This is a genomic window from Paraburkholderia tuberum STM678 (genome assembly GCF_902833905.1).
In the GTDB taxonomy this organism is placed as follows: domain Bacteria; phylum Pseudomonadota; class Gammaproteobacteria; order Burkholderiales; family Burkholderiaceae; genus Paraburkholderia; species Paraburkholderia tuberum.
Window position 1 is genome coordinate 90,134 of the sequence record NZ_CADFGP010000029.1, and the last position, 12,040, is coordinate 102,173.

Annotated in this window: 12 protein-coding genes and 1 pseudogene; 6 read left to right on the forward strand and 7 right to left on the reverse strand. The window is 64.1% G+C overall.

Features of this window, described 5'->3' with window-relative positions; all coding sequences use genetic code 11:
* Positions 1 to 95: 95 nt before the first annotated feature.
* Positions 96 to 365 (forward strand): acyl-CoA-binding protein, encoded by a 270-nt coding sequence (locus HWY30_RS24075; protein WP_090800626.1) that lies wholly within the window; start codon positions 96 to 98, stop codon positions 363 to 365.
* Between the two features lie 169 nt (positions 366 to 534).
* Here the strand turns inward: HWY30_RS24075 and HWY30_RS24080 are convergent, their stop codons facing one another.
* The gene (locus HWY30_RS24080) at positions 535 to 858 is read right to left on the reverse strand and encodes a hypothetical protein (protein ID WP_143037102.1); all 324 of its coding nucleotides are present in this window, start codon (positions 856 to 858) and stop codon (positions 535 to 537) included.
* An 8-nt stretch (positions 859 to 866) separates the two neighbouring features.
* Here HWY30_RS24080 and HWY30_RS24085 point away from each other — a divergent pair, with 8 nt between their 5' ends.
* Both HWY30_RS24085 and aceA read left to right on the forward strand, forming a co-directional pair.
* Positions 867 to 2,480 (forward strand): DEAD/DEAH box helicase, encoded by a 1,614-nt coding sequence (locus HWY30_RS24085; RefSeq protein WP_090800627.1) that lies wholly within the window; start codon positions 867 to 869, stop codon positions 2,478 to 2,480.
* A gap of 400 nt (positions 2,481 to 2,880) precedes the next feature.
* Positions 2,881 to 4,185 (forward strand): isocitrate lyase, encoded by a 1,305-nt coding sequence (gene aceA, locus HWY30_RS24090; protein ID WP_090805352.1) that lies wholly within the window; start codon positions 2,881 to 2,883, stop codon positions 4,183 to 4,185.
* Between the two features lie 270 nt (positions 4,186 to 4,455).
* Here aceA and HWY30_RS24095 read toward each other — a convergent pair whose 3' ends face one another.
* On the reverse strand, positions 4,456 to 4,890 hold the full coding sequence (locus tag HWY30_RS24095) for a universal stress protein (protein WP_090800630.1): 435 nt from the start codon (positions 4,888 to 4,890) through the stop codon (positions 4,456 to 4,458).
* Between the two features lie 127 nt (positions 4,891 to 5,017).
* Positions 5,018 to 5,920: a LysR family transcriptional regulator gene (locus HWY30_RS24100; RefSeq protein ID WP_090800632.1), complete on the reverse strand. Its 903-nt coding sequence runs from the start codon at positions 5,918 to 5,920 to the stop codon at positions 5,018 to 5,020.
* 151 nt (positions 5,921 to 6,071) lie between these two features.
* Between HWY30_RS24100 and HWY30_RS24105 the strand changes: the two genes are divergently transcribed.
* The gene (locus tag HWY30_RS24105) at positions 6,072 to 6,878 is read left to right on the forward strand and encodes a haloacid dehalogenase type II (RefSeq protein WP_090805353.1); all 807 of its coding nucleotides are present in this window, start codon (positions 6,072 to 6,074) and stop codon (positions 6,876 to 6,878) included.
* Positions 6,879 to 6,957: 79 nt separating this feature from the next.
* On the forward strand, positions 6,958 to 8,550 hold the full coding sequence (gene aceB / locus HWY30_RS24110) for a malate synthase A (RefSeq protein ID WP_090800633.1): 1,593 nt from the start codon (positions 6,958 to 6,960) through the stop codon (positions 8,548 to 8,550).
* Between the two features lie 127 nt (positions 8,551 to 8,677).
* Here the strand turns inward: aceB and HWY30_RS24115 are convergent, their stop codons facing one another.
* Entirely contained in the window at positions 8,678 to 9,079 is a 402-nt protein-coding gene (locus HWY30_RS24115; RefSeq protein ID WP_090800635.1) for a gamma-glutamylcyclotransferase family protein, read from the reverse strand.
* A gap of 182 nt (positions 9,080 to 9,261) precedes the next feature.
* On the opposite strand from HWY30_RS24115, the gene HWY30_RS24120 reads away from it, so the two are divergent.
* Entirely contained in the window at positions 9,262 to 10,161 is a 900-nt protein-coding gene (locus HWY30_RS24120; RefSeq protein ID WP_090800636.1) for an AraC family transcriptional regulator, read from the forward strand.
* Positions 10,162 to 10,208: 47 nt separating this feature from the next.
* Here the strand turns inward: HWY30_RS24120 and HWY30_RS24125 are convergent, their stop codons facing one another.
* From HWY30_RS24125 to HWY30_RS24135, 3 genes and pseudogenes are all read right to left on the reverse strand, one after another.
* Entirely contained in the window at positions 10,209 to 10,673 is a 465-nt protein-coding gene (locus HWY30_RS24125; protein ID WP_090800638.1) for a GNAT family N-acetyltransferase, read from the reverse strand.
* A gap of 123 nt (positions 10,674 to 10,796) precedes the next feature.
* A pseudogene (locus tag HWY30_RS24130) lies at positions 10,797 to 10,940 on the reverse strand (group II intron reverse transcriptase/maturase); the annotation flags it as partial.
* 273 nt (positions 10,941 to 11,213) lie between these two features.
* Positions 11,214 to 11,957 (reverse strand): reverse transcriptase domain-containing protein, encoded by a 744-nt coding sequence (locus tag HWY30_RS24135; RefSeq protein ID WP_244144978.1) that lies wholly within the window; start codon positions 11,955 to 11,957, stop codon positions 11,214 to 11,216.
* Positions 11,958 to 12,040 lie beyond the last annotated feature (83 nt).

The following is a 12,040-nucleotide window of genomic DNA, read 5'->3' on the forward strand; positions in this document are numbered from 1 at the left end:
TCATCGTTTGGAATAAGCCCTCGGTCCCGGGGCGGCGGGCAATTGCTATGATTTTCGGCCGATCTCATCTATCCCGCCACGCGGGCCAAACGACCATGACCGACATCAATTCCCAGTTCGAGCAAGCCCAGCAAGACGTCAAGCAACTGCCCGAGCGTCCGGGCAACCTGACGCTGCTGCGTCTCTACGCGCTCTTCAAGCAGGCGAGCGAAGGCGACGTGTACGGCGACAAGCCGGGCTTCACCGACATCGTCGGCAAATACAAGTACGATGCGTGGGCGGCGCTCAAGGGCACCGCGCAGGACGCCGCGAAGCAGCAATACGTCGAACTCGTCGAATCGCTGAAGAGCGGCACCGCGGCCTGAGTTTCCGGCGCGCCAAGCATCTGCCGAAATGGCCGTCTGGCAATGCTGCGACCGCCTCGCGGCGGTTTCGGACACGAAGCTCCGGCCCGCCGCCCTCACTCGCCTACTTCATTCCGACACTTTCTTCTGTCGGAATTGCCTGAATGGTGGCGCAGTGCAGCAAATGTCGCTACAATGCCGCCTGCGCTTCACTGCTTTGCCCGTTTTTTCCAGCGGTCCTCGCGGCGCAGCGTCCATAGCGTTTGCTCCAATCCAGTTTAGAACCTGTCCCCTTCTGCCTAGCCCGCTCCGGGCTCAAGTCCCAGGCTGGCGACTCGCCATGTTGGCACGTCGCATCCGATACAGCTTCTAACGAAAAACTCGCCTTCATTGTCGCGAGTTGCCCCCGTTTATCGATTTGCTCGCTGCTGTTTTGCTCGCTGAATCCGACGACTTGGGTATGCCGATTGGCGTTGACGTTTTCATCCGATGAACCACCCAGGATCGTTTTCAAGGATTCACATGACTTTGAGCAACACCCCCAGCAGCCCGTTGAACGCCGTCGCCGACGAAGCACTCGGTCTTACGCCCGCCGCTCCCGAAGCCCTCGCGCAGGCTGACGCCAAGCCGACCTTCGCGTCGCTCGGCCTGTCCGCGGACGTCGTCTCCGCGCTGACCGCCGCCGGCTACGAGCACCCGACGCCGGTGCAGCAACGCGCGGTGCCGGCAGCGATCGCCGGCCGCGATCTGCTGGTTTCGAGCCCGACCGGCTCGGGCAAGACCGCCGCGTTCATGCTGCCCGCCATCGAGCGTTTCTCGCAGCTGCAAAAGACGCAGGCGAGCCAGCCGCGCGAACCGCGCCCGGCCGACGGTGGCCGCGGCCGCCGTCCGCAGCCGGTCGCGCGTCCTACCATGCTGGTGCTGACCCCGACCCGCGAACTGGCGATGCAGGTCACGACCGCCGCCGCGACGTACGGCAAGCACCTGAAGCGCCTGCGCACCGTCAGCATTCTCGGCGGCGTCGCTTATGGCCAGCAGCTGATGCTGCTCGCGAAGAACCCTGAAATCCTCGTCGCGACGCCGGGCCGTCTGATCGACCATCTCGAGCGCGGCCGCATCGATCTGTCGCAACTGCAGATCCTCGTGCTCGACGAAGCCGACCGCATGCTCGACATGGGCTTCATCGACGACATCGACACGATCGTCGCCGAAACGCCGGCTACGCGTCAGACCATGCTGTTCTCCGCCACGCTCGACGGCAAAATCGGCTCGCTGACCGGCCGTCTGTTGAAGGACCCGGAGCGGATCGAGATCGTCCAGCGCTTGGAACAGCGCACCAACATCGCGCAAACCGTCCACTACGTCGACGACCGCGATCACAAGGACCGTCTGCTCGACCATCTGCTGCGTGACGACGGCCTCGACCAGGCCATCGTCTTCACGGCCACCAAGATGGACGCCGACCAGTTGGCGGGCCGTCTGGCCGACGCCGGCTTCGAATCGGCCGCGCTGCACGGCGACCTGCCGCAAGGTGCGCGTAACCGCACGATCCGCGCACTGCGCGAGCGCCGCGTGCGCGTGCTGGTTGCGACCGACGTCGCCGCTCGCGGTATCGACATCCCGGGCATCACGCACGTGTTCAACTACGACCTGCCGAAGTTCGCCGAAGACTACGTGCACCGTATCGGCCGTACCGGCCGTGCGGGCCGCTCGGGTATCGCCGTGAGCCTCGTGCATCACGCCGAACAGGGCGCGTTGAAGCGCATCGAGCGCTTCGTGCGCACGCCGCTTCCGGTCAACGTCGTCGAAGGCTTCGAGCCGCGCAAGGCGGCGCCCTCGGGCAACGGCCGTCCTGGCTTCGGCGGCCGCGGCCGTCCTGGCGGTGGTAATGGCCGTCGCTTCGGCAGCGGCTCGGGCAAGCCGGGCGGCTACGGCGGCTCGCGCAACGGTAACGGCACTGGCAACAGCAACAGCAACGGCGGCGGCTGGGGCAACAAGTCGGCCGGCGGTTCGCGCGAAGGCTTCGGCTCGCGCGAAAGCCACGGCGGTTCGCGCGAAGGCTTCGGCGGTGGCTCGCGTGACGGCTACGGCGCGCGCCGCAACGACGGTCCCCGTTCGGCACGTCGCGGCAGCTAATAGCGACCCACCTGACCGACCGGATGGCTTCGCGCCGTCCGTGACACAGAAGAAAACCGGCGCTCGGGCGCCGGTTTTTTTCGTCTATCGACTGGCCGCCCCAAATTTCACGATGTAAAAAATTTTTTTGCGTCGTAAAAAATCATGCTGCAAAGCACAAGAAGGACTATTGCAACAGGGAAAATATCGTTTCTTATCGCGAAAAGCAGGCATCAAGTCATTGATTTTATATAAAAATAAATATTGGAAAAACGCTTTGCGGCGTCTATTGTGCGTCCTTCGATTTGCCTAGACTCTTATATAAGACTTCACGAAACAGAACGCCTCTCCGGGCCCCACGCTTCGAGAAGACAGAGTCACCCATCCTCCATAACTGGCATCGAAGGAGCACATCATGACCATGACCCGCGAACAGCAAGTGCAGCAACTCAAGCAGCAATGGGAATCGGACCCGCGTTGGAAAGGTGTCAAGCGCACCTACTCGGCCGAAGACGTGGTGCGTCTGCGCGGCTCGGTGCAACCTGAGCACACGCTCGCGAAGCGCGGCGCGGAAAAGCTGTGGGCCGCCGTCAACAACGAGCCGTTCGTCAACTCGCTCGGCGCGCTGACCGGCAACCAGGCGATGCAGCAGGTGAAGGCTGGTCTGAAGGCAATCTATCTGTCGGGCTGGCAGGTCGCGGGCGATGCCAACGTCGCCGGTGAAATGTATCCGGACCAGTCGCTGTATCCGGCCAACTCGGTGCCCCTCGTCGTCAAGCGCATCAACAACACGCTGACGCGCGCCGACCAGATCCAATGGTCGGAAGGCAAGAACCCGGGCGATGAAGGCTACGTCGATTACTTCGCGCCGATCGTGGCCGACGCGGAAGCCGGTTTCGGCGGCGTGCTGAACGCGTTCGAACTGATGAAGGCGATGATCGAAGCGGGCGCCTCCGGCGTGCACTTCGAAGACCAGCTCGCATCGGTCAAGAAGTGCGGTCACATGGGTGGCAAGGTGCTCGTGCCGACCCGCGAAGCCGTCGCGAAGCTGACAGCCGCGCGTCTGGCCGCCGATGTGTCGGGCGTGCCGACCGTGCTGCTCGCCCGCACCGACGCGGAAGCCGCCGACCTCGTGACCTCGGACATCGACGAGAACGACCGCCCGTTCCTGACCGGCGAGCGTACCGTCGAAGGCTTCTACCGCACGAAGCCCGGTCTCGAGCAGGCAATCTCGCGCGGCCTCGCCTATGCGCCCTACGCAGACATGATCTGGTGCGAAACCGGCAAGCCGGACCTCGAGTTCGCCAAGAAATTCGCCGACGCGATCCACAAGGAGTACCCGGACCAACTGCTGTCGTACAACTGCTCGCCGTCGTTCAACTGGAAGAAGAACCTCGACGACGCGACGATCGCGAAGTTCCAGCGCGAACTCGGCGCGATGGGCTACAAGTTCCAGTTCATCACGCTGGCCGGCTTCCACGCGCTGAACTACTCGATGTTCAACCTCGCGTACGGCTATGCGCGCAACCAGATGACCGCGTTCGTCGAAATGCAGCAGGCGGAGTTCGCGGCGGCCGAAAAGGGCTTCACCGCGGTCAAGCATCAGCGCGAAGTCGGCACCGGCTACTTCGACGCGGTCACGCAGACGGTCGAGCGCGAAGCATCGACGACCGCGCTGCACGGTTCGACGGAAAACGAGCAGTTCTTCGACAAGAAGGTCGCCTGAGATCAGCCAGTCGGGTTATGCAGTCCCGTGGCCTGAGCGCAGGAACGATCGGCAAACGTCGAGCGGCACCACCAGAGTGCCGCCGACGCAGGGAGGGCCGTGCCGTGCTGGATTGGCAGGAGCGTCAGCGCGAACGCCGACGGCCGGAGAGTCTCAAAGAAGCCAGCACGCGGCAAGCGTGCGGCGAACCTGAACGCGCCGGCAGCGCCGCCGGCGCGCTTTTTTTCGAAGGCGGTGCCTGCCGGCACGCTGCCGGCAGTGCCAAGCGATTCAGCGATAGACGATCACAGGAATTTTCGTATGCGTGAGCACGCGCTGCGTTTCACTGCCGATCAGCAGGCTGCCGAGCCCGCGCCGCCCATGCGATGCCATGAAGATCACGTCGCAGCGCCCCTGCTCCGCCGCTTCGATGATGCCGAGATACGGCGCCGGATGCACGCTCGTGCGGCTCTCGACACTGACGCCGACGCGGTGCGCCGCATGCTCGACTTCGCGCAGATGCACGCGCGCCTCGCGCTCGCTGCGTTGCAGGAACTCGCCGGGCGGTTCGACCACGACATCGGAGAACGGCGAGTACGGATATTGCGGCAGACAGGCGTATGCGGTAACGCGGGCGCCCACGGCCTGCGCGAGGTCGATCGCGCCCGCTATCGCCTTGCGTGACAGATCTGAACCATCGGTCGGAACCAGGATGTGCCTGAACATGATCCCCTCCGTCGCCGGCTGCCCGCAGCACGGCGTCAGCGTCCAACACAGCCCAGGGTGCAGGCTGCTCGAAACGATTGTAGTGCGTATGAATGCGGGTATTCGCGTCTGTCTGGAGATTGGCGCATCAGTCCCAGTAACCGGGTTCGCCGTACGTATGCTTGAGAAAGTCCAGAAACAGCCGCACCCGCAGCGGCAGATGACGGCGCTGCGGGAACACCGCGTGGATGCCGATCGGCGGCGCGGCGAATTCGTCGAGCACGCTGACGAGGCGGCCCGCCGCGATCTCCGCGCCGACCTCCCACCACGAGCGCCACGCGAGCCCGTGTCCGGCGAGACACCATTCGTGCAGCACCGCGCCGTCCGAGCACTCCATCGTGCCGGACACCTTGATCGACGCGACCTTGCCGTCGTGCTGAAACATCCAGCCGCGCTGCTGGTTCGCGCTGGCGCCGAGCGCGAGGCAGTTGTGGCGCGCGAGATCGGCCAGGCTGTGCGGCGCGCCGCGCCGGCTCAGATACGCGGGCGACGCGACGCATACGCGCCGGTTCTCCGCGAGCTTCAGCGACACCAGCGACGAATCGGGCAACTCGCCGAGCCGCACCGCGCAATCGAAGCCTTCGTTGACGAGGTCGACGAGGCGGTCGGACAGATCGAGCGTGATCGACACGTCCGGATGCGCGACCGTGAACGCGGGCACCAGTGGCGCCACGTGCCGGCGCCCGAAGCCGGCCGGCGCCGACAGCCGGAGATGGCCGCTCGCCTTCACGCCGCCCGCCGACACGCTCGCCTCGGCGTTCTGCATGTCGTGAAGAATGCGCTGGCAGTCTTCGAGAAAGGCCGAGCCTTCGAAGGTCAGCGTGATCTTGCGCGTCGTGCGCACGAGCAGCTTCACGCCGAGGCGCTCCTCCAGTGCGTCGATGCGCCGGCCGATGATCGCGGGCGCGACGCCCTCGGCGAGCGCCGCCGCGGACAGGCTCCCTTTGGCCGCGACAGTGGCGAAGGTCTCGATCTGCTTGAAACGGTCCATGAACGATACGCGCCGCGGCGAGGCGGAAAAGTGAGCAGTGCGCGTCAGATTAGGTACGCAAAAGTAAAAGATCAAGTGATCTTTAGCCTATTTTTTAGCACCTAAGGTCAGCAATACAATCGATCCCGACCTCTGACAGGAGCGCATGGCAATGTCGGCCACAACGACACCTTCCCCGCGAGCAGTGATTTTCGACGCCTACGGCACGTTGTTCGACGTGCATTCGGTGATCGCCGCCGCGGAGCAACTGTTCCCCGGCCACGGCGACGCGCTGTCACAGCTGTGGCGCCAGAAGCAGATCGAATACACGCAATTGCGCACGCTCGCCGCGCGCAGCGACGCCCCCGGCGAACACTACCGCCCGTTCTGGGACATCACGCTCGACGCGCTGCGCTTCGCCGCGAAAAGACTGCAGCTCACACTCGGCCCCGCGGCCGAAAAGCGGCTGATGGACGAATACGCGTGCCTGTCCGCATTTCCCGACGCGGTGCCCGTGCTGCGTGCGTTGCGCGAGGCCGCCGCCGCGCCACGCGTGGGGCTCGCGATTCTGTCAAACGGCAATCCGCAAATGCTCGATATCGCGGTCAAGAGCGCCGGCATGAATGCCCTCTTCGATCACGTGCTGTCGGTCGACGCCGTGCGCGCGTACAAACCCTCGCCTGCCGCGTATGCGCTCGGCCCCGACGCGTTCGGCGTGGCCGCGCGCGAGATCGTGTTCGTGTCGTCGAACGGCTGGGACGTCGCGGGCGCGACATGGTTCGGCTTCACGACGTTCTGGCTGAACCGGCAGAACCTGCCCGTCGAAGAGCTCGGCGTGACGCCGCATGGCACCGGTAGCGGCATGAACGATCTGCTGGACTTTCTGCGCACACTCGCGACGTCGTCATGTTCGAGAGGCGGCCGTCGAACGAAAGTTCCTGGCAGTGGCAGTCGCAAGCGCGCCGGCCCGCGCGTATGACGGCGTCCCCCGCATTCGGCAATCCACTTCCCCTTTTCAACCTTCGCATTTTTGCAACCTGACCGACCAAGGAAAAAACATGGCTAATCCGCTGTCGTTGCCGCAAGGCATGGAAATCACCGGCGACATCAAGCCCGGCTTTGAAGCGATCCTCACCCGCGAAGCGCTGGAACTCGTCGCGGCCTTGCACCGTACGTTCGAGCCGCGCCGTCAGCAGTTGCTGCAGGCGCGCGTCGAGCGCGCGAAGCGGCTCGACGCTGGCGAGCGGCCCGACTTCCTCGCCGCCACGAAGAGCGTGCGCGAGGGCGACTGGAAGATCGCGCCGCTGCCGCAGGATCTGCAGTGCCGGCGCGTCGAGATCACCGGCCCCGTCGAGCGCAAGATGATCATCAACGCGCTCAATTCGGGCGCCGACTCCTACATGACCGACTTCGAGGATTCGAACGCGCCGAGCTGGGACAATCAGATCACCGGTCATATCAATCTGAAGGACGCGGTGCGCCGCACGATCTCGCTCGAACAGAACGGCAAGTCGTACCGGCTCAACGACAGGACCGCGACGCTGATCGTACGTCCGCGCGGCTGGCATCTCGACGAGAAGCACGTGAAGGTCGACGGCCAGCGCGTGTCGGGTGGCATCTTCGATTTCGCGCTGTACATGGTGCACAACGCGAAGGAGTTGATCGCGCGCGGCTCGGGTCCGTACTTCTATCTGCCGAAGATGGAGAGCCATCTCGAAGCGCGGCTGTGGAACGACCTCTTCGTCGCCGCGCAGGAAGCGGTCGGCGTGCCGCGCGGCACGATTCGCGCGACGGTGCTGATCGAGACGGTCGTCGCCGCGTTCGAAATGGACGAGATCCTGTACGAGCTGCGTGAACATAGCTCGGGCCTGAACGCGGGCCGCTGGGACTACATCTTCTCGGCGATCAAGAAGTTCAAGAGCGACCGCGACTTCTGCCTCGCCGATCGCTCGCAGATCACGATGACCTCGCCGTTCATGCGCGCGTACGCGTTGCTGCTGCTGAAGACCTGCCATCGCCGCAACGCGCCGGCGATCGGCGGCATGAGCGCGCTGATTCCGATCAAGAACGATGCGGCCGCGAACGACAAGGCGATGGCCGGCGTGCGTTCAGACAAGGCGCGCGACGCGGGCGACGGCTACGACGGCGGCTGGGTCGCGCACCCGGGCCTCGTGCCGGTCGCGATGGAAGAGTTCGTCAAGGTGCTCGGCGATCGGCCGAACCAGATCGGCAAGCAGCGCGTCGACGTGCTCGTGAGCGCGACCGACCTGCTCGACTTCCGCCCGGAAACGCCGATCACCGAAGCGGGCTTGCGCAACAACATCAACGTCGGCATTCACTACCTCGGTTCGTGGCTCGCGGGCAATGGCTGTGTGCCGATTCACAACCTGATGGAAGATGCGGCCACCGCCGAGATTTCGCGCTCGCAGGTCTGGCAGTGGATCCGCTCGCCGAAGGGCAAACTCGACGACGGTCGCAAGGTGACGGTCGAACTGGTGCGCGAGCTCGCGGCGCAGGAGTTCGACAAGGTCAAACAGACGGTGGGCGGAGATACGAAGCCGTATGAGCGTGCCGCGCAGATCTTCGAGCAGATGTCGACCGCGGAGCAGTTCACCGATTTTCTGACGCTGCCGCTTTACGAAGAGATTTGATGGTGTTGATGATGCGGGCTCGAGCGCCTTGGGCCTGCTCGAGCCAGGGGACCCCATCGGCTTGAACGACGGCACGCCGCGGACATACGTGGCGCGCCGTTTTTTTTGCTCGCCTTCGTGGACCAGCTCAGCGCGTGCGCCGATGTTCGACCCAATCGCCTGAACGGATCTCGGGCAGCCCTTTTACGGCGCTCGGCGCGACCGGATAGAAGCGGCAATTCACGACGTTGCCGTCCACTTTGACCATCACCTCACGTGTCAGAAAACGATCCTCGACGCCCGGATACACGGCTTCGATTTCGTCGAGCACCGCGACGAGCGCATCGTCGATTTCATAGACGTCGCCGAGCACGTCGATACCCGCTTCGTCGACGACGAGACCCGGATAGTCGCCAAAATCGAACAGATGGCCGCGCACGGTGGTACTGCCGAGCAGGCTCGGTGCGGGGATGTCGTTGCGCGCGGCGGCTTCGCTGATGTCGTTGGTTTCACCGGCACGCAGCGTGCCGTAGACAAAGACGGTCTGCATCGTCGTTGAGTCTCCATGGTCAGAGGTGATGTCGGTGGCTCGGGGGCCATCGGGACATTATGCAACGGCGGCCCGTCGGCAACAGAAACTGGGCACGGCCTACAATGCTTGATGCCCGCGGCGGTGAATGGCCTCGACCGCGCTTCGCCGTTGCCAGCTCCGTGATCCGAACCGACCTTGCCATGACCTCGTCCTCCGACTCCGACTTGTTGAGCCGCGTGCGTTTCGCCGACATACCGCCCGAGTTCGCGCCGAACGAGATGCATCCGATCCGCGTGCGCTCGCGGCCAATGCCGGCGGGCTGGCATATCGCGCGTCATACGCATGCCTGGGCGCAGGTCGCGTATGCGTCGCGCGGCGTGCTGCGGGTCGCAACGACGGGCACGACATGGATGGTGCCGCCATCGCGCGCAATCTGGTTGCCGCCGCATGTGACGCACGAAGTGGTCGCCGTCGAGGATGCGTTCCTGCGCACGCTGTACATCACCGAGAGTACGGTGCCGGCCGGGCTCGATACGCCGCGCGTCGTCGAAGTATCGAACCTGTTGCGCGAGGTGATTGCCGCGCTCGATACGGCTGGCCTGTCCGCCGCGCGCGAGCAGCTGCTCGGCGCGCTCGCGCTCGATGAACTGACGCGCTCCGAGCCGTTGCCGCTGTCCGTGCCGATGCCCAGCGAAAAGCGCCTGCGCGCGCTGTGCGAGGCCCTGATCGCCGACCCGATGCATGGCGAGTCGCTCGAGCAGTGGGCATCGACGGTGGGCGCGAGCACGCGCACGATCGCGCGGCTGTTCCGCCAGGAGCTGGGTGTGAGTTTTTCGCAGTGGCGTCAGCAGGCGATTCTCGCGCGCGCCATTCCATTGTTGAGCCAGGGACGGCCGCTGTCGCACGTCGCGCAGGAACTGGGCTATCAGAGCCAGAGCGCCTTCTCCGCGATGTTCCGGCGTGGGTTCGGCGCGAGTCCACGCGCGTTTATCGAGCGAGGCGCCGAGCATCGCGCGAGCAACGGCGAGCATGATGACGCGCAAAAGGATGATGAAACGGCACAGGATCAAGCCGGTTCGACGGACGTCGCCGAGCGGTGAATGGCGACAACTAGCGGTGCGCGTCGGCCATCAATGCGGGGCACGCCTCAAACCCGCCGCGCCAGATGACGGATTGCGCCTAGCTGCGCGAGCCGCGGCCCGGTGAGCTTATAGCCCTTGCGCAGATAGAGCCGCGCCGCCGGATTGTCGACGAACACGCGCAACTGCAACTCACGCAGCCCGCGCTCGCGCGCCCATTGATGCGAGATGTCGAGCAGGAAGGTACCGGCGCCAAGCCGACGATATCCTTCGGCGATCTGCACGTCGCGGATATGCAGCGAATCACCCTCTTCGGTGATACGCAGCACGCCCATCGGCACGCCATCCACTTCGAGAATGAAATTCTCCGATTCGCGCCAACTGCCGAGAAACAGATCGCTGCGCCACACCAGATGATGCCGGCGATAGTAGCCGCCCATGTTGTTGCGGGTCAGCGCCTCGGCAAACTCGAAATCGTCCATGCTGGCCGAGCGCAGATGAAACGGTGACGGAGCTTCGGTGGGATCGAACATGGCAGGACCGCGAGGATGAGTCGGATAAACGGTAAAACAGGCCGCGCGCGCTGGCAATGGCTGTTTGTCCCGAGCCTTCCGGGAGGCGGCCGGCAACGGCAGTAGAAACGGAGCGGTTACGGTCCTATGAGCAGGCGCCATCACCCGCTCACCAGCACGACGGCTGCGGATATACACGTTCGCATCGTCGGCACAGCGCACGAAGCAGTGGCCGCGCCGTTCCAGTTCCTTGTCCACCACGTCGAGCAACACGTTGGCCAGCAACGGCGGATCATCATGGCGCGGACAACAGGCTTCGTCGCTCACGGAAATAGGCGCAGCTTCACCGCGCGTGCCTCCCGATCGCCCCGCTTGCGCGGGCATCTGACGCAATTCCTGTCGCATCGACATGGCGCTGGACACTCCCTCCCGTTCGGCCCTTCATCACCAGCTCCAGTCTCACCGACCTGTCCTGTGACTGTTGGGTCGGAGGAGGCGCGCTGACGCGCTGGCCTCCGTCCGCCGCTCAAACTGCACGTGCCGTTTTCCGGCATGCAGCTTTCACGAAGATGCAGCATGCTGGGATGCAATAGAAGGTATCAGTTGCACAAGGTTGACTAACCCGAACTCACCATAGAGCCGCGCCTCGGGCAAGACCTTCCAGCCCATGTTGCGCCAGCGCTTGAATCGATGCGACCAGATGCGCCGCACGATCCATCGGTTGAGCCGGTTGAAGATTCGCCGGACGTGGGACCGCTTGTAGTAGTGCCCCCAGCCGCGCAGGATGGGATTGAGCCGTCCAATCAGCTCCCGCGTTCGAAGCGGCACACATCGCTTTGTAAGACGACGCACCTGATCCATGAAGCGCTGGACCGACTTCTCCCGGGGGTACGCGTACAGCGCACCCGACCGGGCGCCACTGCGGATCTTGGCTGCGGGCAGCGATAACTGCCGCCCACGCTTGATCTTGTAGCCGAGAAACTCGAATCCAAACCGAACATGCACGATCCGCGTCTTCTGCGGATTAAGTTGCACACCCAGTGCGCTCAGAATCTTCGTCGCCGCTGCGATGGCAGCGCGCGCTTCTGTCTGGGATGAACAGGTGATCACCCAGTCATCCGCGTAACGGGTAAGCTGGTAGCCCTTGCGCCGCATCTCCCGATCAAACGGCGTCAGGAGGATATTGCTGAGCAGCGGTGAAGCTACCCCACCTTGCGGCGTTCCACGCTCGCTTGGAAACAGACGACCCTTGCCGAAACTGCCGGCTTTGAGCATCGCCTTGATCAGGCCTAGTACGAATGGCACTTACTTAAGCCTACATGGAGGAGAAGACGCGGGTAAGTGCTTGAAGAGAAAGGGAGGGGGCTGATCCAGGGATTGATACGATG

Coding starts and splice junctions, on each gene's coding strand:
- HWY30_RS24115 (WP_090800635.1), bottom strand. CDS start 9,079: ATGCAGACCGTCTTTGTCTACGGCACGCTGCGTGCCGGTGAAACCAAC.
- HWY30_RS24075 (WP_090800626.1), top strand. CDS start 96: ATGACCGACATCAATTCCCAGTTCGAGCAAGCCCAGCAAGACGTCAAG.
- HWY30_RS24120 (WP_090800636.1), top strand. CDS start 9,262: ATGACCTCGTCCTCCGACTCCGACTTGTTGAGCCGCGTGCGTTTCGCC.
- HWY30_RS24095 (WP_090800630.1), bottom strand. CDS start 4,890: ATGTTCAGGCACATCCTGGTTCCGACCGATGGTTCAGATCTGTCACGC.
- aceA (WP_090805352.1), top strand. CDS start 2,881: ATGACCCGCGAACAGCAAGTGCAGCAACTCAAGCAGCAATGGGAATCG.
- HWY30_RS24125 (WP_090800638.1), bottom strand. CDS start 10,673: ATGTTCGATCCCACCGAAGCTCCGTCACCGTTTCATCTGCGCTCGGCC.
- HWY30_RS24085 (WP_090800627.1), top strand. CDS start 867: ATGACTTTGAGCAACACCCCCAGCAGCCCGTTGAACGCCGTCGCCGAC.
- aceB (WP_090800633.1), top strand. CDS start 6,958: ATGGCTAATCCGCTGTCGTTGCCGCAAGGCATGGAAATCACCGGCGAC.
- HWY30_RS24105 (WP_090805353.1), top strand. CDS start 6,072: ATGTCGGCCACAACGACACCTTCCCCGCGAGCAGTGATTTTCGACGCC.
- HWY30_RS24100 (WP_090800632.1), bottom strand. CDS start 5,920: ATGGACCGTTTCAAGCAGATCGAGACCTTCGCCACTGTCGCGGCCAAA.